The organism is Pseudomonas putida, assembly GCA_041879295.1.
Classification (GTDB): Bacteria; Pseudomonadota; Gammaproteobacteria; order Pseudomonadales; family Pseudomonadaceae; genus Aquipseudomonas; species Aquipseudomonas putida_Y.
This window is the reverse complement of record CP047152.1, coordinates 544,140-564,189: the sequence shown is the minus strand read 5'-3', so window position 1 is coordinate 564,189 and position 20,050 is coordinate 544,140. Positions and strand designations below refer to the sequence as shown.

The following is a 20,050-nucleotide window of genomic DNA, read 5'->3' as shown; positions in this document are numbered from 1 at the left end:
CTGAGTCAGCGGTACAGCACCAATCAGGTACGTGGCAGGTTGCGCACCACATTCAGCGCCGCACTGCTCTGCGCCACAGGCATGATCTCGATGGTGTTGATGTTTACATGCGCCGGCTGCTCGGCAACCCAGGCTACCGTTGCTGCAATGTCCTCCGGCAGGAGGGCCTCTACATCCCGATACAGGGCCTGCACGGCATCCACGTCGCCATTCAGGCGCACCATCGAGAAGTCAGTGCCTGAGCACAGCCCCGGCTCGATGTTGCTTACCCGCACGCGGGTGCCAGCCAGGTCGGCACGCAGGTTGAGGCTGAACTGGCGGACGAACGCCTTGCTGGCGCCATACACGTTACCGCCCGGGTAGGGGTAAGTACCGGCGATCGAGCCGATGTTGATGATCATGCCGCTATCGGCTTCCACCATCTGCGGCAGAATCTTGTGGGTGACCATGGCCAGGCCGGTGATGTTGGTGTCGATCATCTGCTGCCAGTTTGCGGCACTGCTGGCTTGGGCACGGTCCACGCCCAGCGCCAGCCCCGCGTTGTTGACCAGCAGATCGATCTGCAGCGACGCCTCACGCATCTGCTCGACCGCCTTCTCGAGCGATACTGAATCAGTGACATCCAGCGCCATCGGAATGAAATTGGCGCCCAGTTCAGCCTCCAGTGCTTTCAGTTTGTCCATGCGCCTGGCACCACCGACCACGCGGTAGCCTTTGCCGATCAGGGTGCAGCAGATGGCGCGGCCAAAGCCTGAGGAAGCACCGGTTACAAATGCGGTTTTCATTCGTTATCTCCTATCAATGGATCAAGTCAGGTACTTCACGCCCAGGCTGGTGAACAGGCAGAGCATCGAGAACACCAACACCTTGCGCACCACTTCGTTGCCTTTACGCAAGGCCAGGGAACTGCCCAGGTGGTTACCGAGGATGTTGCAGGCCACAAGTGGCAATGCCAGCAGGTAGACGACCTTGCCTGCGCTGACGAAGGCGACCAACGCACCGATGTTGGAAGCGAAGTTGAAGGTTTTGGAGTTGGCCGAACTGGAGACCAGGTCCATGCGCAACAGGTAATGGAAAGCGATGATGAACATGCTGCCGGTACCGGGGCCGAAGAAGCCGTCATAGAAGCCAATGGCCAAGCAGGTCAGCGGGACCACGGTGAACAGCATGCGCGATGACAGTTCGCGCTCCTCGACCGGGCGGTCCTTGGGGGTAAGGAAAATGAGAATACCGAGCGGGATCAGTGCCAGGATGATCTTGCCCACAGTTTCCTGCGAGATCGACACGATCAGGTGAGCCCCCAGGTAGGCGCCTAGCAGCGAAAACGGCACTCCGACCAACGCTACCTGCCAGACCATCTTGCTGTTGGCCAGGAAGTTTCGGATAGCCGCCAGTGTGCCAAGGGTACTGACCAGTTTTTCCTGGCCCAGTGCCACCTGCGGCGGCATGCCAACCAGCAGAAAGCCCGGTACCAGAAACAAGCCACCACCACCGGCAATGCTGTCGACGAAACCCGCAACGAAGGCGATCGCGCCAAGCATGAGGATGGCCAGCAACCAGTGCTCCGCCCAGTAAGAACCCAGAATTTCCATAGCAATGTCCATCCAGTGGAGCGTTTAAGCCAGGCACAGCGCGAGTGCGGCTGGCCTGATCGGGCGATGATTGTAATTTCAAAAATTGAATCGATTCAATCTAAAATAAAATCAACTCAATCAAACCAATTACCATCATTACCTGCATCCGAGCTTTCATGCTAGGCTTTCGCGCTCTTGCAGCGTCTGGTGCCATTTCCATGTGGGTCCCTCAATTCAGCCATCAAACACAGCCGGTTTACCTGATGATCGCTGATGCCCTTGAACAGGACATCGAAGGTGGTCGGCTTGCAGAAGGCGATCGCTTACCCACACTCAAGGACCTCGCCGAGGCGCTGAATGTAACCCCCGGCACTGTTGGCAGGGCCTACGACGAAGCAGCCAAGCGTGGTTTGGTGGCGGGCGAGGTAGGCCGAGGCACGTTTGTCAGGCAATTGCGACAGCCATTAACCCCCCCGTCGGTGCCCGCGCCCGTGGCCGGCGAAAGCAGCCAGATCGATCTCTCGATCATCAAGCCCAACGACGCTCACATGAGCGAATGGCTAGGCGCGGCTATCAGCGAAATGGCCGCCTCCTCGGACTTGGGGCAGGTACTCGACTATGTGACAGAGGGTGGCCACACGTCCCACAAACAAGCCGGTGCGACCTGGATACAGCGCTGGCTGCCTGATGCGCGTTGGCAGCAGGTAGTACTGACCGCTGGCGCCCAGCATGGGCTGCTGGTGACCATCAGCAGCCTGTCGAAGAGTGACGATGTGGTGCTGTGCGAGTCGCTTTGCTACCCCGGCATCATATCCCTGGCCCACAGCATGGGCCGGCGCCTGCGCGGCGTAGCCATGGACGAACACGGGATCATCCCGGAGGCATTGCGCGCGGCCTGCCTGGAACACCGCCCTTCCCTGCTGGTGTGCGTCACCACGCACCAGAACCCGACCAACTCGATCATGCCCCCTGCAAGGCGCCAGGCCATCGCCGAGATCGCCCGGGAGTTCGACCTGTACATCGTGGATGACGATATCTACGGTTTTCTTGAGCCCAACCCGGACTACAAGCCGCTTGCAGCGTATGCGCCTGAACGCTCGGTGTACCTCACCAGCCTGTCCAAAAGCGTGCTGCCGGCACTGCGCATCGGCTACCTGTACGCCCCGCCGCAAACCCTGTCACGGTTATCATCGATGGTACGCAGCAGCGTGTGGATGCCATCGCCACTGATGGCGCAACTGGCCAGCAACCTGATCAACAGCGGCAAGGCCGACCAGTTGGTGCGTATGCAACAAGATGAGGCGGCAGCACGCCAGCACCTGGCCCGGGAGATTCTTGGCCGATACAAGGTCCGCACTCAGCCTCACAGCTTCCATATCTGGCTGGAGCTGCCAGAACCGTGGACCAGCGACGAGTTTGCCAACCTTGCGCGTGACAATGGCGTAACGGTGGTCAGCGGCAGCCAGTTCCTGCCAGAACGCAGCCACGCCACCAGCGGTGTGCGCATCGCCCTGATGGCACCCAGCCGCCAGGAACTGTCCTTTGCCCTGACCAAGCTGGCAAGCCTGCTGGATTCGCCGGAGCCGCGATTGTTCTACTGACCGCGATGCCAGATATGCGGTGCTGCCCATAAAAAAACCCAGGGCAACTGCCCCGGGTTTCTGGTCCTGCTGAACGCCTTACCGCTCTGATCAGAACGGAATATCGTCATCGAAGCTGTCGAAATCAGCAGCCGGCTGCGGCGCAGGCTGTTGCGGCGCTGGGCGCTGGGGGGCCTGTTGCGGGCGCTGGGCCTGCTGGCGTGGCGGTGCCTGGTTGTATTGCTGCTGGCCGCCACCGTAATTGCCGCCACCCTGGTTGTACGGGTCACCGCCCTGCTGCTGGCCCTGCGGACGACCGCCGAGCAGCTGCATGGTGCCGTTGATGTCGACAATGATCTCGGTGGTGTAGCGCTTGATGCCGTCTTTTTCCCACTCGCGGGTCTGCAGCTTGCCTTCGATGTAGCACTGCGAACCCTTGCGCAGGTATTCGCCAGCGATTTCGGCAACCTTGCCGAACAACGACACACGGTGCCACTCGGTACGCTCGACCTTCTGGCCCGACTGCTTGTCAGTCCACTGCTCGCTGGTGGCCAGGCTCAGGTTGGTCACGGCGTTACCGTTGGGCAGGTAGCGGACTTCGGGATCCTGGCCACAGGTACCGACCAGAATGACTTTGTTAACCCCACGGGCCATAACGTTCTCCTAGGCTTCGCACGCCGAAGAGGCTGGATTCACCAGTCGCTCGAGGGTCGCACGGTCCAAAATTTTCGTATCCAGTTTGATATAGATGGCGGCTTCTTCTGCAACCACCACAGCGTCGGTCACACCCGGCACGGCCATCAGGCGCTCGGTCAGGCCGGCTTCCCGGACCGCCTCAGGCGTCAGGGGCAAGCGCAGGCTGGTCACATATGGCGGCTCGTTCATGCGCAAGGCAACGATCAGCCAGATAGCACACAGCGCCGCACTACCGAGGAACACCGTGTCCAGCCCACCGTGCTGGAACAGCCAGCCACCAAGAATCCCGCCTAACGCTGCACCGAGGAACTGGCTGGTGGAATACACCCCCATTGCCGTCCCCTTGCCACCGGCAGGCGACACCTTGCTCACCAGAGAAGGCAGCGAAGCCTCCAGCAGGTTGAATGCGGTAAAGAATACCACGGTGCCAATCACCAGTCCGCGCAAACCGTCAGCCCACTCCCAGAAGTATATCTCTGTCAGCAGCAGGACACTGACCGCGCCGGCCAACACACGTTTCATCTTGCGCTTTTTTTCGCCGTAGATGATGAACGGGACCATTGCAAAAAATGAGATGAACAGCGCGGTCAGGTACACCCACCAGTGCTGCTCCTTGGGCAGGCCGCCACGCTCGACGAACGCCAGCGGCAGCGCAACGAAGCTGGCCATGAGGATGGCGTGCAGGATGAAAATGCTTACGTCCAGGCGCAGAAGGTCCGGATGGCGCAGGGTTGGGCCGATGGCCTGGCGTGCCACACCCGACTCGCGGTGCTGCAGGATGCTGTGGGTGTTGGGCACGACAAACGCGATCAACAGGATGCCTACCAGGGCAAGCCCAGCCGTGACCAGGAACAAACCTGACAAACCAAAGGCACTTGTCAGCAGTGGACCAACGACCATGGCGACAGCGAACGACAGGCCGATGCTCATGCCGATCATGGCCATGGCCTTGGTCCGATGTTGCTCGCGGGTGAGGTCGGACAGCAGCGCCATGACCGCAGCAGAAATTGCCCCGGCGCCCTGCAGGATGCGCCCGGCAATCACGCCCCAGATAGAGTCGGCCTGGGCCGCCAGCACGCTGCCAAGGGCGAAGATCACCAGCCCCAGATAAATCACCGGCCGGCGACCGATGCGGTCGGAAATCATCCCGAACGGAATCTGAAATACCGCCTGTGTAAGGCCATAGGCCCCAATGGCCAGGCCGATCAGCGCAGGCGTGGCGCCAGCCAGGTCCATGCCGTAGGTGGCCAGTACCGGCAAGACCATGAACATGCCCAGCATACGAAAGGCAAAGACCAGGGCAAGGCCGCCAGCGGCGCGGGTTTCGCCGCCACTCATGCGCTCGTTGTGGGTGTCGTGCATGGATTAACCTCGTGTGAACCGGCGGCGATTCTATCAGTCCGACAGCTTGACGGCATCTACGCGACGCTTTGCCGCGTACTGGCAGGGCGCCGTATACTTCCTTGTTTATGCCCGCCGAGCGAGGCCGTAGTGGACAAGATCCTGATTCGTGGGGCACGTACCCACAACCTGAAGAACATCGACCTGACCCTGCCCCGGGACAAGTTGATCGTGATCACCGGCCTGTCCGGTTCCGGCAAGTCGTCCCTGGCGTTCGATACCTTGTACGCCGAAGGCCAGCGTCGCTACGTGGAGTCGCTGTCGGCCTACGCCCGGCAGTTCCTGTCGATGATGGAAAAACCCGACGTCGACACCATCGAAGGCCTGTCGCCGGCGATTTCGATCGAGCAGAAATCGACCTCGCACAACCCGCGTTCCACGGTCGGCACCATCACCGAAATCTATGACTACCTGCGCCTGCTGTACGCCCGCGTCGGTACGCCACGCTGCCCGGACCACGATATTCCGCTGGAGGCGCAAACGATCAGCCAAATGGTCGACCTGGTGCTGGAAAACCCGGAAGGCAGCAAACTGATGCTGCTCGCGCCGGTAGTGCGCGAGCGCAAAGGTGAGCATCTGGCAGTGTTTGACGAGCTGCGCGCCCAGGGCTTCGTGCGGGCCAGGGTCAACGGCAAACTCTACGAACTCGATGAGTTGCCCAAGCTGGACAAGCAGAAGAAGCACAGCATCGATGTGGTGGTGGACCGTTTCAAAGTGCGCGCCGACCTGCAACAGCGCCTGGCCGAATCGTTCGAGACCGCGCTGAAGCTGGCCGATGGTATTGCCTTGGTGGCACCGATGGACGGCGAACAAGGCGAAGAGACGATATTCTCCGCGCGCTTCGCCTGCCCAGTGTGCGGCCACGCGATCAGTGAGCTGGAACCGAAGCTGTTCTCCTTCAACAACCCGGCTGGCGCCTGCCCGACCTGCGACGGCCTGGGGGTCAAACAGTTCTTCGACACCAAACGCCTGGTCAACACCGAGCTCACCTTGGCCGAAGGCGCGATCCGCGGCTGGGACCGCCGTAACGTGTACTACTTCCAGATGCTTGGTTCGTTAGCCGCGCACTATGGCTTCAGCCTGGAGGAGCCTTTCGGCGAGCTGTCGGCCGAACACCAGAAGGTGATCCTGCAGGGCAGCGGCAAGCAGAGTGTCGACTTCAAGTACCTCAACGACCGAGGCGACATCGTCAAGCGATCGCACCCGTTCGAAGGCATTGTGCCGAACCTTGAGCGCCGCTACCGCGAAACCGAATCGGCCACGGTGCGTGAAGAACTGGCCAAGTTCCTTGGCACACAACCGTGCCCGGATTGCCGGGGTACGCGCCTGCGCCGCGAGGCGCGCCATGTGTGGGTGGGCGAGAAGACCCTGCCGGCGGTAACCAATATGCCGATCGGTGAAGCCAGCAACTACTTTGGCGAACTGACCCTGACCGGCCGGCGTGGCGAAATCGCGGCAAAAATCCTCAAGGAAATCTGCGAACGACTTCAGTTCCTGGTCAACGTCGGCCTCGACTACCTGACCCTGGATCGTAGCGCCGACACCCTGTCCGGCGGTGAAGCGCAACGTATCCGCCTGGCCAGCCAGATCGGCGCCGGTCTTGTGGGGGTGATGTACATCCTCGATGAACCGTCCATCGGCCTTCATCAACGCGACAACGACCGTCTGTTGGCCACCCTCAACCATTTGCGCGACCTGGGCAACACGGTGATCGTGGTGGAGCACGACGAGGACGCCATCCGGCTGGCCGACTACGTGGTCGACATCGGCCCTGGCGCTGGTGTGCATGGCGGACAGATCGTCGCCGAGGGCTCGCCCCAGGAGGTCATGGACCACCCCGATTCGCTGACTGGCAAGTACCTGTCCGGGCGCAAGAAGATCGTTGTGCCGGCCAAGCGCACGCCGCGCAACAAGAAGCTGCAACTCAAGCTCAAGGGCGCGCGTGGCAACAACCTGCAGAACGTCGACCTGGAAGTGCCGATCGGCCTGCTGACCTGCGTGACCGGTGTATCCGGCTCGGGTAAGTCGACGCTGATCAACAACACCCTTTACCCCTTGGCCGCCACCGCCCTAAATGGCGCAAGCAGCCTGGAAGCCGCACCACACCACAGCATGGATGGCCTGCAGCACCTGGACAAGGTGGTGGATATCGACCAGAGCCCGATAGGCCGGACCCCGCGCTCCAACCCGGCGACCTACACGGGTATCTTCACACCGATCCGCGAGCTGTTCTCTGGTGTACCGGAGTCACGCTCGCGTGGTTATGGCCCGGGACGTTTCTCGTTCAACGTCAAGGGTGGCCGTTGCGAGGCCTGCCAGGGCGATGGCCTGATCAAAGTGGAAATGCACTTTCTGCCGGACATCTACGTGCCGTGTGACGTGTGCAAGAGCAAGCGCTACAACCGCGAAACCCTGGAGATCAAGTACAAGGGCAAGAACATCCACGAAGTGCTGGAAATGACCATCGAGGATGCCCGAGAGTTCTTCGATGCGGTGCCGGCGCTGGCGCGCAAGCTGCAAACGTTGATGGATGTGGGCCTGTCCTACATCAAACTGGGGCAGTCAGCGACCACGCTGTCAGGGGGTGAGGCACAGCGCGTGAAGCTGTCACGCGAACTGTCCAAGCGCGATACCGGCAAGACTTTGTACATCCTCGACGAACCTACCACCGGCCTGCACTTTGCCGATATCCAGCAACTGCTCGACGTATTGCATCGCCTGCGCGACCACGGCAATACCGTGGTGGTGATCGAGCATAACCTGGATGTGATCAAGACCGCCGACTGGCTGGTTGACCTGGGGCCGGAAGGTGGCTCCAAGGGTGGCCAGATCATTGCCTGCGGTACGCCAGAAGAGCTGAGCGAGATGAAGCAGTCATATACCGGCCATTACCTGAAACCATTGCTGGAGCGGGATCGAGCCTGAGTGTTGCCAGCGCAATGAAAAAGCCCCTGGTACCTATGGTGCCAGGGGCTTTTATTTGAGCCTGTGGATAACTTACATCTGCGACTGCAGGTAGTTTTCCAGCCCGATGGCCTTGATCAGGCCCTGCTGCTTCTCAAGCCAGTAGGTGTGATCTTCTTCGGTGTCGGCCAGCTGAGCACGTAGGATGTCACGGCTGACGTAGTCCTTGTGCAGTTCGCACAGCTCGATACCTTTGCAAAGCGCACCGCGCACCTTGTATTCGAGCTTGAGGTCTGCCTCGATCATTTCCGGCACAGTGCTGCCGACCTCCAGGTCATCCGCACGCATGTCAGGGGTACCTTCGAGCATGAGGATACGACGCATCAGGGCATCGGCGTGCTGCGTCTCTTCCTCCATCTCGTGGTTGATGCGCTCGTAGAGCTTGGACAGGCCCCAGTCTTCGTACATGCGCGAATGAATGAAGTACTGGTCGCGTGCCGCCAGTTCGCCCTTCAGCAGCGTGACGAGATAGTTGATTACGTCCGGGTGGCCTTGCATCGCCCTGATTCTCCATGTGAAAACGTCTATGCCACATAGTGTGAACCAGCTTTTGTCTACGGTCACTGAAAAACGCGCAATCAGACGCAAAAAAACGGTTAAACAGTAGTGATATTCATTGAAAAACCGCCCAAATGAGGGCGGTTCTACTTATCACTTCGACTTAGGCGAAATTGATGCCCAAAGCCTTCGCAATCCCTTCGCCGTAGGCCGGATCCGCCTTGAAGAAGTACTGCAACTGACGCTGGATCACGTCTTCGCTGACGCCCGCCATGGTGCCAGCGATGTTGCTGATCAGCAGGGCCTTCTGCTCATCGCTCATCAAACGGAACAAAGCGCCGGCGTGGCTGAAATAGTCAGTGTCCTCGCGGTGATCGTAGCGATCAGCCGAACCATTCATGGCCAATGCTGGCTCAGCATGGCGTGGGGACTGTTTCGGGGCGTCGCTGTAGCTGTTTGGTTCATAGTTCGGTGCACTACCGTAGCCGCCGGTAGCCATGGAGCCGTCGCGCTGATAGCTGTTTACCGGGCAGCGTGGCGCATTGACTGGCAATTGCTGGTGATTGGTACCCACGCGATAGCGGTGCGCGTCGGCGTAGGCGAATACGCGGCCTTGAAGCATCCGGTCTGGCGAAAGACCGACGCCGGGCACCATATTGCTCGGCCCGAACGCGGCCTGCTCGACCTCTGCGAAATAGTTGAGCGGGTTACGATTGAGTTCCAGCACACCCACCTCGATGAGCGGATAGTCCTTCTGCGACCACGTCTTGGTCACGTCGAATGGGTTCTCGTCACGGCTGGCAGCCTCGGCTTCGCTCATCACCTGAATGCAGACCGTCCAGCGCGGGTAGTCGCCACGCTCGATAGCCTCAAACAGATCTCGCTGAGCGTAATCCGGGTCGGTACCTGCCAGGCGTGCAGCGTCTGCCGGGGTGAGGTTCTTGATGCCTTGTTGAGTCTTGAAGTGCCACTTGACCCAGGTACGCTCACCCTTTGCATTGATCAGGCTGTAGGTGTGGCTGCCAAAACCATGCATATGGCGGTAGCCGTCCGGAATGCCACGGTCGGAAAAGAGGATGGTGACCTGATGCAGCGCTTCAGGGGAGTGCGACCAGAAATCCCACATCATCTGGGCGTTCTTCAGGTTGGACTGCGGGTGGCGCTTCTGGGTGTGGATAAAGTCCGGGAACTTCAGTGGGTCGCGAATGAAGAATACTGGCGTGTTGTTACCGACAATGTCCCAGTTGCCTTCCTCGGTGTAGAACTTCACCGCGAAGCCGCGCGGGTCACGCTCGGTATCAGCCGAACCGCGCTCGCCACCAACGGTGGAGAAACGTAAGAAAGTCTCAGTTTGTTTACCGATCTCTTCGAACAGTTTGGCGCTGGTATAGCCGGTAATATCGTGAGTAACGGTAAAGGTGCCATAGGCACCCGAGCCTTTGGCATGGACACGGCGCTCTGGAATGTTCTCGCGGTTGAAATGGGCGAGCTTCTCGATCAGGTGGAAGTCGTCGAGCAGCAGCGGACCGCGCGGGCCGGCGGAGCGGGAGTTCTGGTTGTCGGCTACAGGTGCACCGCTAGCGGTGGTGAGAATCTTGCTCATGGGCTCTCCTTATCGGTCTTCAAGCGCCGGCTTATCGGCTGTAAAAAGAGTATTGCCGAGCGAGATTACAGGTACAAATTTATTACATGACTTACATCAATAGAAATAAACAATAGGTATACAAACAAAAAACCGGGCACTAGGCCCGGTTCTTTGTAGCAGACAGAACGTCTTACTCAGCAGCTTCTACAGCACCGCCGACCGGACGATCAACCAGCTCGACGTACGCCATAGGCGCGTTGTCGCCAGCGCGGAAACCGCACTTCAGGATGCGCAGGTAGCCGCCCTGACGGGTGGCGTAACGCTTGCCCAGGTCGTTGAACAGTTTGCCAACAGCGGACTTCGAACGGGTACGGTCGAAGGCCAGACGACGGTTAGCAACGCTGTCTTCCTTGGCCAGGGTGATCAGCGGCTCGGCAACGCGGCGCAGTTCCTTGGCTTTCGGCAGGGTGGTTTTGATCAGCTCGTGCTCGATCAGCGACACTGCCATGTTCTGGAACATAGCCTTGCGGTGAGAGCTGGTACGGCTCAGGTGACGTCCACTTTTACGATGACGCATGATTCATTCCTTACCAAACACTACGTTCGGTGATTACGACGATCAGGCGGTCGCCTTGTCGTCTTTCTTAAGACTTGCAGGCGGCCAGTTGTCGAGGCGCATGCCGAGAGACAGACCACGAGAGGCCAGAACGTCCTTGATTTCAGTCAGGGACTTCTTACCCAGGTTAGGAGTCTTCAACAGCTCTACTTCGGTACGCTGAATCAGGTCGCCGATGTAGTAGATGTTCTCCGCCTTGAGGCAGTTGGCCGAACGTACAGTCAGTTCCAGGTCGTCAACCGGACGCAGCAGGATCGGGTCGATCTCGTCTTCCTGCTCGACTACGACAGGCTCACTGTCACCTTTGAGGTCGACGAACGCGGCCAACTGCTGTTGCAGAATGGTCGCAGCGCGGCGGATAGCCTCTTCAGGATCCAGGGTGCCGTTGGTTTCCAGATCAATGACCAGTTTGTCCAGGTTGGTACGCTGTTCAACACGGGCGTTCTCGACCACATAGGCGATACGACGCACCGGGCTGAACGAAGCGTCCAACTGCAGACGGCCAATGCTACGGCTTTCGTCTTCGTCGGTTTGACGGGAGTCGGCCGGCTCGTAACCACGACCACGAGCTACAGTGAGCTTCATGTTCAGAGCGCCGTTCGACGCCAGGTTCGCGATTACGTGATCGGGGTTGACGATCTCGACATCGTGATCCAGCTGAATATCGGCAGCGGTAACCACCCCCGAACCCTTTTTCGACAAGGTCAGCGTAACTTCGTCACGACCATGCAGTTTGATAGCCAGGCCTTTCAGGTTCAACAGGATTTCAATTACGTCTTCCTGAACACCTTCGATCGCGGAGTACTCATGGAGTACGCCATCGATCTCGGCCTCGACTACTGCACAGCCAGGCATGGAGGACAACAGGATGCGGCGCAGCGCGTTGCCCAGGGTATGGCCGAAACCACGCTCGAGAGGCTCGAGCGTAATCTTGGCGCGGGTCGGACTGACTACCTGCACATCAATATGGCGGGGAGTCAGGAACTCATTTACCGAAATCTGCATGGATGCACCTATTTTCTAGCCCTTACTTGGAGTAGAGCTCGACAATCAGGTTTTCGTTGATGTCGGCAGACAGGTCGCTGCGAGCAGGAACGTTCTTGAAAACGCCCGACTTTTTAGCAGCATCCACGTCAACCCACTCAACGCGGCCACGCTGGGCGCACAGTTCAAGGGCTTGAACAATGCGCAACTGGCCCAGCGATTTCTCGCGGACTGCGACCACGTCACCCGGACGAACTTGGTAGGATGGAATGTTTACAGTCTTACCGTTGACGCTGATCGCTTTGTGCGAAACCAGCTGACGGGACTCGGAACGAGTCGAGCCGAAGCCCATACGGTAAACGACGTTATCCAGACGGCACTCGAGCAGTTGCAGCAGGTTCTCACCGGTTGCGCCTTTTTTCGAGGCAGCAGCTTGGTAGTAACCGCGGAACTGACGCTCCAGAACACCGTAGATACGACGGACTTTTTGTTTCTCACGCAGCTGGGTGCCGTAGTCGGACTGACGGCCACGGCGCTGGCCGTGGATACCTGGGGCTGCTTCGATATTGCACTTCGATTCCAGAGCGCGAACGCCGCTCTTCAGGAACAGATCAGTGCCTTCACGACGAGACAGTTTGCATTTTGGACCAATGTAACGTGCCATTCTTCTGTCTCCTGATTACACGCGACGCTTCTTCGGCGGACGGCACCCGTTGTGCGGGATTGGCGTCACGTCGGTGATGCTGGCGATCTTGTAGCCGCAGCTGTTCAATGCACGAACGGCGGACTCACGACCTGGACCTGGACCCTTGACGTTAACGTCGAGGTTCTTCAGACCGTATTCCAGCGCAGCTTGACCAGCACGCTCAGCAGCGATCTGGGCTGCGAACGGGGTGGATTTGCGCGAACCACGGAAACCCGAACCACCGGAAGTCGCCCAGGACAAAGCATTGCCCTGACGATCGGTGATGGTCACGATGGTGTTGTTGAAAGAAGCGTGGATGTGGGCGATGCCATCAACCACTGTCTTTTTGACTTTCTTACGAGGACGAGCAGCAGGTTTTGCCATGTCTATATTCCTGGGCGATTACTTGCGGATCGGCTTACGCGGGCCCTTACGGGTGCGTGCGTTGGTCTTGGTGCGCTGACCGCGAACCGGCAGACCTTTACGATGACGCAGGCCGCGGTAGCAACCCAGGTCCATCAAGCGCTTGATCTTCATGTTGACGTCACGACGCAGGTCACCTTCGGTGGTGAACTTCGCGACTTCGCCACGCAGGGTTTCGATTTGCTCGTCGCTCAGATCCTTGATCTTAGCGGCTGGGTTTACACCAGCGTCTGCACAAATCTTCTGTGCAGTTGTGCGACCGACACCATAGATGTAGGTCAGCGAGATAACAGTATGCTTGTTATCTGGAATGTTGACGCCTGCAATACGGGCCATTCAGTGGGACTCCAATTGACAGCTACCTACGCCCCGGAAGCCAAGAAATAGGGCGCGAGATAATATCGCTGTAGAAACGAATAATCAACCCAGCAGCACACTAGCTGCTGGGTTTGAAGCGCAGATCACACTCAGCCTTGGCGCTGTTTGTGACGCGGTTCCGCGCTGCAGATCACTCGTACGACGCCTTCGCGACGGATGATCTTGCAGTTACGGCACAGCTTTTTCACCGATGCACGAACTTTCATTACCGACTCCTCGAACCTTAGGGGCGTATCAGCGCAGCAGACCGCTGCCACCGTAGCCTTTCAGGTTGGCTTTCTTCATCAGGGATTCGTACTGGTGCGAAACGAGGTGCGATTGTACTTGGGACATGAAGTCCATCACAACCACTACCACAATCAGCAACGAGGTCCCGCCAAGGTAGAACGGCACATTTGCTGCCACCACCAGGAACTGGGGCAGAAGGCAGACGGCCATCATGTAAAGAGCACCGAACATGGTCAAACGGGTCAGAACGCCATCAATGTAGCGCGCCGACTGCTCACCAGGACGGATACCCGGAATAAAGGCACCGGACTTCTTCAGGTTTTCCGCTACGTCTTTCGGATTGAACATCAACGCTGTGTAGAAGAAGCAGAAGAAAATGATCCCTGCACTAAACAGCAGAATGTTCAACGGCTGACCAGGAGCGATCGACTGCGAGATGTCCTGCAGCCAGCCCATACCTTCAGACTGACCAAACCAGGCACCCAGCGAAGCCGGGAACAGCAGAATGCTGCTCGCGAAAATGGCCGGGATAACCCCTGCCATGTTCACCTTCAGCGGCAAGTGGCTGGTCTGCGCAGCGAAGACCTTGCGGCCCTGCTGACGCTTGGCGTAATGAACGGCGATACGACGCTGACCACGCTCAATGAACACCACAAAACCGATAATCGCTACTGCCAGCAGACCGATAGCGACCAGGGCGAAAATGTTGATATCGCCTGTGCGTGCAGACTCGAAAGACTGCCCGATTGCTCTCGGAAGACCGGCAACGATACCTGCGAAGATCAACATCGAGATACCGTTGCCCACACCGCGCTCGGTGATCTGCTCGCCCAGCCACATCATGAACATCGCGCCAGCCACGAAAGTGGAAACAGCGACGACATGGAAGCCCAGGCCTGCAGAAAACGCCACGCCCTGGTTGGCCAGGCCAATGGACATGCCAATGGCTTGGACCAGTGCCAGGATAACGGTGCCGTAGCGGGTGTACTGGCTGATCTTGCGACGGCCAGCTTCACCTTCCTTCTTCAACTGCTCCAGTTGCGGGCTGACCGCCGTCATCAACTGCATGATGATCGATGCCGAAATGTACGGCATGATCCCCAGTGCAAAGATGCTCATGCGCTCAAGCGCGCCACCGGAAAACATGTTGAACAAGCTAAGAATGGTCCCCTCATTCTGCCGAAACAGATCCGCCAGACGGTCCGGATTGATGCCGGGAACCGGGATATGTGCACCTATCCGATAGACGATGATCGCCATGAACAGAAAGCGCAGACGAGCCCAGAGTTCCGACATCCCGCCCTTACCGAGCGAAGAGAGAGCACCTTGCTTAGCCATTTATTCCTCGAATTTGCCGCCAGCTGCTTCGATAGCCGCACGCGCACCCTTGGTGGCTGCGATACCCTTGATGGTGACTGCGCGAGTAACTTCGCCAGACAGCATGATTTTCACACGCTGAATGTGCTGGTTGATCACGTTGGCATCCTTCAGGGATTGCACGGAGATCACGTCGCCTTCCACTTTGGCCAGCTCGGACAGACGCACTTCAGCGCGGTCCATGGCTTTCAGGGAAACGAAGCCGAACTTCGGCAGGCGACGGTGCAGCGGCTGTTGACCGCCTTCGAAGCCAGGAGCGATCGAACCACCCGAACGGGAAGTCTGACCTTTGTGGCCACGGCCGCCGGTCTTACCCAGACCGCTACCGATACCACGACCTGGACGATGCTTCTCGCGACGGGAACCCGGCGCTGGACTCAGATCATTGAGTTTCATCGATTAGCCCTCGACCTTCAGCATGTAGTAAGCCTTGTTGATCATCCCGCGATTCTCGGGAGTATCCTGGACTTCTACAGTGTGACCGATGCGACGCAGACCCAGGCCTTTAACACACAGCTTGTGGTTAGGCAGACGGCCCGAGACGCTCTTGATCAGCGTTACTTTTACGGTTGCCATGATCAGAAGATCTCCTCGACGCTCTTGCCACGCTTGGCGGCAATGGATTCAGGAGATTGCATGGCTTTCAGACCCTTGAAGGTGGCGTAAACCACGTTCACTGGGTTGGTCGAACCGTAGCACTTGGCCAGAACGTTCTGAACACCAGCAACTTCCAGGACAGCACGCATTGCGCCACCGGCGATGATACCGGTACCTTCCGAGGCAGGCTGCATGTAAACCTTCGAGGCGCCGTGGGCAGCCTTGGTGGCGTACTGCAGGGTGGTGCCCTTCAGGTCAACCTGAATCATGTTGCGGCGAGCAGCTTCCATGGCTTTCTGGATCGCGGCTGGTACTTCGCGCGACTTGCCACGGCCGAAGCCAACACGACCTTTACCATCACCCACCACGGTCAGCGCGGTGAAGGTGAAGATACGGCCGCCTTTTACGGTTTTGGCAACGCGGTTAACTTGAACCAGCTTCTCGATGTAGCCTTCGTCGCGCTTTTGATCGTTATTTGCCATAACTTAGAACTCCAGCCCGCCTTCACGAGCAGCATCAGCCAGCGCTTTGACGCGGCCATGGTACTTGAAGCCGGAACGGTCAAAGGCAACTTGAGATACACCGGCGGCTTTCGCACGCTCAGCTACCAGCTTGCCAACCTTAGTGGCCGCGTCGATGTTGCCAGTGGCGCCATCACGCAGGTCTTTGTCCAAGGTCGAGGCGCTTGCCAGAACCTTGCTGCCGTCGGCCGAAATGACCTGGGCGTAGATGTGCTGCGAGGAGCGGAACACGCACAGGCGCACGACTTCGAGTTCGTGCATCTTGAGACGTGCTTTGCGAGCGCGACGCAGTCGAATAACTTTTTTGTCGGTCATTTACTAGGCCCTACTTCTTCTTGGCTTCTTTACGACGGACTACTTCGTCCGCGTAACGCACACCTTTACCTTTGTAAGGCTCTGGCGGACGGAAGTCGCGGATTTCAGCGGCCACCTGACCTACCAGCTGCTTGTCGATACCCTTGATCAGGATGTCGGTCTGGCTAGGCGTTTCAGCGGTGATACCGGCTGGCAGTTCGTAGTCCACTGGGTGAGAGAAGCCCAGGGCCAGGTTCAGGACGGTGCCTTTAGCCTGTGCCTTGTAACCAACACCGACCAGCTGGAGCTTGCGCTCGAAGCCTTGGCTTACGCCTTGGACCATGTTGTTGACCAGAGCGCGGGTGGTACCGGCCATGGCACGAGCTTGCTGGTCACCATTGCGAGCGACGAAACGCAGCTCACCAGACTCTTCGGTAACTTCAACAGACGAGTGAACGTTCAGTTCGAGAGTACCTTTGGCACCCTTCACCGAAAGCTGCTGACCGGCGAATTTGACTTCGACACCGGATGGCAGCTTAACGGGGTTCTTAGCGACGCGAGACATGTCTATCCCCCCTTAGAACACTGTGCACAGAACTTCGCCGCCGACACCGGCAGCGCGCGCAGCGCGATCAGTCATCACACCTTTGTTGGTGGAGACGATAGACACGCCCAGACCGCCACGTACTTTCGGCAGATCGGTGACGGCCTTGTACTGGCGCAGGCCTGGACGGCTGGAGCGCTTCAGTTCCTCGATGACCGGACGGCCTTCGAAGTACTTCAGTTCGATCGACAGGGAAGGCTTGGCCTCACCAGTTACCTGGTAGCCAGCGATGTAACCTTCGTCCTTCAGAACTTTGGCAACCGCGACCTTCAGGGTAGAGGAAGGCATGCTTACGACGGACTTTTCAGCCATCTGGGCATTACGGATGCGAGTTAGCATGTCCGCTAACGGGTCCTGCATACTCATGGGCTAGATGCTCCTGATACAAGAATTATTAGCCTTGCGGCTATGACAACCACCCGAACGGTTTGGGCAAAAACCCAGGCTCAGGTGAGCCGGTCATTCTAGACACAAGGCAGAAACGAAACAAGCCCCATATAGGGGCTTGTTTGTTGGCAAGGTCACCGGCGGTCGGAAGATTACTCCCCTTCCACCCGTGCCTTGCCTGCAGCGATTACCAGGAGGCCTTGACCAGACCTGGTACGTCACCGCGCATTGCAGCTTGACGCAGCATGTTACGGCCCAGGCCGAACTTACGGTATACACCGTGAGGACGACCGGTCAGGCGGCAACGGTTGCGCAGGCGCGAGGCGCTAGCGTCGCGTGGCTGCTTCTGCAGAGCGACAACGGCAGCGAAACGCTCTTCTGGAGAGGCGTTCAGGTTGACGATGGTCGCTTTCAGCTCAGCACGCTTCTTAGCGAACTTTGCTACCGTGAGCTGACGCTTCAGCTCGCGGTTTTTCATGCTCTTCTTGGCCATTTTCCTACTCCAATCAGTTGCGGAACGGGAACTTGAAAGCACGCAGCAGAGCGCGGCCTTCGTCGTCCGAACGAGCAGTGGTGGTCAGGGTGATGTCCAAACCGCGCAGAGCATCGATCTTGTCGTAGTCGATTTCCGGGAAGATGATCTGCTCTTTCACGCCCATGCTGTAGTTGCCACGACCATCGAAGGACTTGGCATTCAGGCCGCGGAAGTCGCGAACCCGAGGCAGGGAGATCGCCAGCAGGCGGTCCAGGAATTCGTACATCTTGTCGCTACGCAGGGTCACCTTGACGCCGATCGGCCAGCCTTCGCGGACTTTGAAGCCAGCGATGGATTTGCGAGCGAAAGTCACGACCGGCTTTTGACCGGTGATCTTTTCCAGGTCGGCAACAGCGTGCTCGATGACTTTCTTGTCGCCGATCGCTTCGCCCAGACCCATGTTCAGGGTGATCTTGGTAACGCGCGGAACTTCCATCACGTTCGACAGCTTAAGTTCTTCCTTAAGCTTAGGAGCGATTTCGTTCCGGTAAATCTCTTTCAGTCGTGCCATGGTCTTCTACCTAGCAGTGTTCAAGCATCAACCGCTTTTTGGGTCGACTTGAAGACACGAATTTTTTTACCGTCTTCTACTTTGAAACCAACGCGGTCAGCCTTGTTGGTTTCACCGTTGAAGATGGCAACGTTGGAAGCGTGCAGAGGCGCTTCTTTCTCGACGATACCGCCCTGTACGCCCGCCATCGGGTTAGGCTTGGTATGACGCTTGACCAGGTTCACGCCACCGATAACCAGACGGTCATCAGCCAGAACCTTCAGCACCTTACCGCGCTTACCTTTGTCTTTGCCGGCGATCACGATGATCTCGTCGTCACGACGAATCTTTTGCATGTCGGATCTCCTTACAGCACTTCAGGGGCGAGCGAGACGATCTTCATGAACTTCTCAGTACGAAGCTCACGGGTCACTGGCCCGAAGATGCGAGTGCCGATCGGCTCTTGCTTGTTGTTCAGCAGAACAGCAGCGTTGCCGTCGAAACGAATGATGGAACCGTCAGCGCGACGAACACCGTGACGGGTACGTACGACAACAGCGGTCATCACTTGGCCTTTTTTGACCTTACCGCGCGGAATTGCTTCCTTGACGGTAACCTTGATGATGTCACCGATGCCGGCGTAACGGCGGTGCGAACCGCCGAGTACCTTGATGCACATGACGCGACGAGCGCCGCTGTTATCGGCCACATCGAGCATGGATTGAGTCTGAATCATAAAATTTCTCCGACCCCTAGCCCTTAGACTTCAACAGCGCGTTCGAGGACTTCAACCAGTGCCCAGGACTTGGTCTTGGCCAGCGGACGGGTTTCACGGATGGAAACCTTGTCGCCGATCTTGCACTGGTTGGCTTCGTCGTGCGCGTGCAGCTTAGTCGAACGCTTAACGTATTTACCGTAGATCGGGTGCTTTACGCGACGCTCGATCAGAACGGTGATGGTCTTGTCCATTTTGTCGCTGACGACACGGCCAGTCAGCGTACGGACGGTTTTTTCAGCTTCAGCCATGATCACTTACCTGCCTGCTGGTTGAGCACAGTTTTCACGCGAGCGATGTCACGCTTAACTTGCGAGAGCAGGTGCGACTGCCCCAACTGGCCAGTTGCTTTCTGCATACGCAGATTGAACTGGTCGCGCAGCAAGCCGAGCAGTTGCTCGTTCAGTTGCTGTGCCGATTTTTCACGAAGTTCATTCGCTTTCATCACATCACCGTCCGCTTAACAAAGGAGGTGGCGAGAGGCAGCTTTGCAGCAGCCAGGGCGAAAGCTTCGCGCGCCAGCTCTTCAGAAACACCCTCGATCTCGTACAGGACTTTGCCTGGCTGAATCTGGGCAACCCAGTACTCCACGGAACCCTTACCTTTACCCATACGAACCTCGAGAGGTTTCTTGGAGATCGGCTTGTCCGGGAACACACGGATCCAGATCTTACCGCCACGCTTAACGTGACGGGTCAGCGCACGACGTGCGGACTCGATCTGGCGAGCGGTGAGGCGACCGCGAGCAACAGCTTTCAGGGCGAATTCGCCGAAGCTGACTTTGCTACCGCGCAGTGCCAGACCACGGTTGTGGCCAGTCATCTGCTTGCGGAATTTTGTACGCTTTGGTTGCAACAT

28 protein-coding genes are annotated in these 20,050 nt (G+C 58.2%); 2 read left to right on the top strand and 26 right to left on the bottom strand.

Features of this window, described 5'->3' with window-relative positions:
• Positions 1-23: 23 nt before the first annotated feature.
• Together GST84_02585 and GST84_02580 are read right to left on the bottom strand one after the other, a co-directional pair.
• A complete protein-coding gene (locus GST84_02585; GenBank protein XGB11306.1) occupies positions 24-785 on the bottom strand; it encodes an SDR family NAD(P)-dependent oxidoreductase in 762 nt (253 codons plus the stop codon).
• Between the two features lie 21 nt (positions 786-806).
• Complete coding sequence (locus tag GST84_02580; protein ID XGB11305.1) at positions 807-1,592, bottom strand: TSUP family transporter; 786 nt, start codon at positions 1,590-1,592, stop codon at positions 807-809.
• Positions 1,593-1,792: 200 nt separating this feature from the next.
• Here GST84_02580 and GST84_02575 point away from each other — a divergent pair, with 200 nt between their 5' ends.
• The gene (locus GST84_02575; protein ID XGB11304.1) at positions 1,793-3,175 is read left to right on the top strand and encodes an aminotransferase class I/II-fold pyridoxal phosphate-dependent enzyme; all 1,383 of its coding nucleotides are present in this window, start codon (positions 1,793-1,795) and stop codon (positions 3,173-3,175) included.
• Between the two features lie 90 nt (positions 3,176-3,265).
• Here the strand turns inward: GST84_02575 and ssb are convergent, their stop codons facing one another.
• Together ssb and GST84_02565 are read right to left on the bottom strand one after the other, a co-directional pair.
• The gene (ssb, locus tag GST84_02570) at positions 3,266-3,808 is read right to left on the bottom strand and encodes a single-stranded DNA-binding protein (GenBank protein XGB11303.1); all 543 of its coding nucleotides are present in this window, start codon (positions 3,806-3,808) and stop codon (positions 3,266-3,268) included.
• A 9-nt stretch (positions 3,809-3,817) separates the two neighbouring features.
• Positions 3,818-5,212, bottom strand: coding sequence for an MFS transporter (locus GST84_02565; GenBank protein ID XGB11302.1), 1,395 nt, complete (start codon positions 5,210-5,212; stop codon positions 3,818-3,820).
• A gap of 78 nt (positions 5,213-5,290) precedes the next feature.
• Between GST84_02565 and uvrA the strand changes: the two genes are divergently transcribed.
• Complete coding sequence (uvrA, locus tag GST84_02560) at positions 5,291-8,176, top strand: excinuclease ABC subunit UvrA (GenBank protein ID XGB15696.1); 2,886 nt, start codon at positions 5,291-5,293, stop codon at positions 8,174-8,176.
• Positions 8,177-8,248: 72 nt separating this feature from the next.
• Here the strand turns inward: uvrA and bfr are convergent, their stop codons facing one another.
• The 22 genes from bfr to rplP all read right to left on the bottom strand — a co-directional run bounded on the left by bfr (position 8,249) and on the right by rplP (position 20,050).
• A complete protein-coding gene (bfr, locus tag GST84_02555; GenBank protein XGB11301.1) occupies positions 8,249-8,713 on the bottom strand; it encodes a bacterioferritin in 465 nt (154 codons plus the stop codon).
• Positions 8,714-8,876: 163 nt separating this feature from the next.
• Positions 8,877-10,316: a catalase gene (locus GST84_02550; GenBank protein XGB11300.1), complete on the bottom strand. Its 1,440-nt coding sequence runs from the start codon at positions 10,314-10,316 to the stop codon at positions 8,877-8,879.
• A 172-nt stretch (positions 10,317-10,488) separates the two neighbouring features.
• On the bottom strand, positions 10,489-10,875 hold the full coding sequence (rplQ, locus tag GST84_02545) for a 50S ribosomal protein L17 (protein XGB11299.1): 387 nt from the start codon (positions 10,873-10,875) through the stop codon (positions 10,489-10,491).
• 42 nt (positions 10,876-10,917) lie between these two features.
• Positions 10,918-11,919, bottom strand: coding sequence for a DNA-directed RNA polymerase subunit alpha (rpoA, locus tag GST84_02540; GenBank protein XGB11298.1), 1,002 nt, complete (start codon positions 11,917-11,919; stop codon positions 10,918-10,920).
• Between the two features lie 22 nt (positions 11,920-11,941).
• On the bottom strand, positions 11,942-12,562 hold the full coding sequence (gene rpsD / locus GST84_02535; GenBank protein XGB11297.1) for a 30S ribosomal protein S4: 621 nt from the start codon (positions 12,560-12,562) through the stop codon (positions 11,942-11,944).
• A 15-nt stretch (positions 12,563-12,577) separates the two neighbouring features.
• Positions 12,578-12,967, bottom strand: a complete 390-nt coding sequence (gene rpsK / locus GST84_02530; protein XGB11296.1) for a 30S ribosomal protein S11 — start codon at positions 12,965-12,967, stop codon at positions 12,578-12,580.
• Between the two features lie 18 nt (positions 12,968-12,985).
• Positions 12,986-13,342 (bottom strand): 30S ribosomal protein S13, encoded by a 357-nt coding sequence (gene rpsM / locus GST84_02525; GenBank protein XGB11295.1) that lies wholly within the window; start codon positions 13,340-13,342, stop codon positions 12,986-12,988.
• Positions 13,343-13,473: 131 nt separating this feature from the next.
• The gene (gene rpmJ, locus GST84_02520; GenBank protein ID XGB11294.1) at positions 13,474-13,590 is read right to left on the bottom strand and encodes a 50S ribosomal protein L36; all 117 of its coding nucleotides are present in this window, start codon (positions 13,588-13,590) and stop codon (positions 13,474-13,476) included.
• 28 nt (positions 13,591-13,618) lie between these two features.
• Entirely contained in the window at positions 13,619-14,950 is a 1,332-nt protein-coding gene (secY, locus tag GST84_02515) for a preprotein translocase subunit SecY (protein ID XGB11293.1), read from the bottom strand.
• Positions 14,951-15,385 carry a 50S ribosomal protein L15 gene (gene rplO / locus GST84_02510; GenBank protein ID XGB11292.1) on the bottom strand — a complete coding sequence of 145 codons (435 nt, stop codon included), beginning with the start codon at positions 15,383-15,385 and terminating at the stop codon, positions 14,951-14,953.
• 3 nt (positions 15,386-15,388) lie between these two features.
• The gene (gene rpmD / locus GST84_02505) at positions 15,389-15,565 is read right to left on the bottom strand and encodes a 50S ribosomal protein L30 (GenBank protein ID XGB11291.1); all 177 of its coding nucleotides are present in this window, start codon (positions 15,563-15,565) and stop codon (positions 15,389-15,391) included.
• 2 nt (positions 15,566-15,567) lie between these two features.
• Complete coding sequence (gene rpsE, locus GST84_02500) at positions 15,568-16,068, bottom strand: 30S ribosomal protein S5 (protein XGB11290.1); 501 nt, start codon at positions 16,066-16,068, stop codon at positions 15,568-15,570.
• A gap of 3 nt (positions 16,069-16,071) precedes the next feature.
• Positions 16,072-16,422 (bottom strand): 50S ribosomal protein L18, encoded by a 351-nt coding sequence (gene rplR / locus GST84_02495; GenBank protein ID XGB11289.1) that lies wholly within the window; start codon positions 16,420-16,422, stop codon positions 16,072-16,074.
• Between the two features lie 10 nt (positions 16,423-16,432).
• Entirely contained in the window at positions 16,433-16,966 is a 534-nt protein-coding gene (rplF, locus tag GST84_02490; protein ID XGB11288.1) for a 50S ribosomal protein L6, read from the bottom strand.
• Positions 16,967-16,978: 12 nt separating this feature from the next.
• Positions 16,979-17,371 (bottom strand): 30S ribosomal protein S8, encoded by a 393-nt coding sequence (gene rpsH / locus GST84_02485; GenBank protein ID XGB11287.1) that lies wholly within the window; start codon positions 17,369-17,371, stop codon positions 16,979-16,981.
• 208 nt (positions 17,372-17,579) lie between these two features.
• The gene (rpsN, locus tag GST84_02480) at positions 17,580-17,885 is read right to left on the bottom strand and encodes a 30S ribosomal protein S14 (protein XGB11286.1); all 306 of its coding nucleotides are present in this window, start codon (positions 17,883-17,885) and stop codon (positions 17,580-17,582) included.
• A 13-nt stretch (positions 17,886-17,898) separates the two neighbouring features.
• A complete protein-coding gene (gene rplE / locus GST84_02475) occupies positions 17,899-18,438 on the bottom strand; it encodes a 50S ribosomal protein L5 (GenBank protein XGB11285.1) in 540 nt (179 codons plus the stop codon).
• Between the two features lie 20 nt (positions 18,439-18,458).
• On the bottom strand, positions 18,459-18,773 hold the full coding sequence (gene rplX / locus GST84_02470; protein XGB11284.1) for a 50S ribosomal protein L24: 315 nt from the start codon (positions 18,771-18,773) through the stop codon (positions 18,459-18,461).
• An 11-nt stretch (positions 18,774-18,784) separates the two neighbouring features.
• Positions 18,785-19,153, bottom strand: coding sequence for a 50S ribosomal protein L14 (gene rplN / locus GST84_02465; protein XGB11283.1), 369 nt, complete (start codon positions 19,151-19,153; stop codon positions 18,785-18,787).
• Between the two features lie 23 nt (positions 19,154-19,176).
• Positions 19,177-19,443: a 30S ribosomal protein S17 gene (rpsQ, locus tag GST84_02460; GenBank protein ID XGB11282.1), complete on the bottom strand. Its 267-nt coding sequence runs from the start codon at positions 19,441-19,443 to the stop codon at positions 19,177-19,179.
• A 2-nt stretch (positions 19,444-19,445) separates the two neighbouring features.
• Positions 19,446-19,637, bottom strand: coding sequence for a 50S ribosomal protein L29 (rpmC, locus tag GST84_02455; GenBank protein ID XGB11281.1), 192 nt, complete (start codon positions 19,635-19,637; stop codon positions 19,446-19,448).
• On the bottom strand, positions 19,637-20,050 hold the full coding sequence (gene rplP / locus GST84_02450) for a 50S ribosomal protein L16 (GenBank protein ID XGB11280.1): 414 nt from the start codon (positions 20,048-20,050) through the stop codon (positions 19,637-19,639). Before rplP ends, rpmC begins: the two co-directional genes overlap by 1 nt.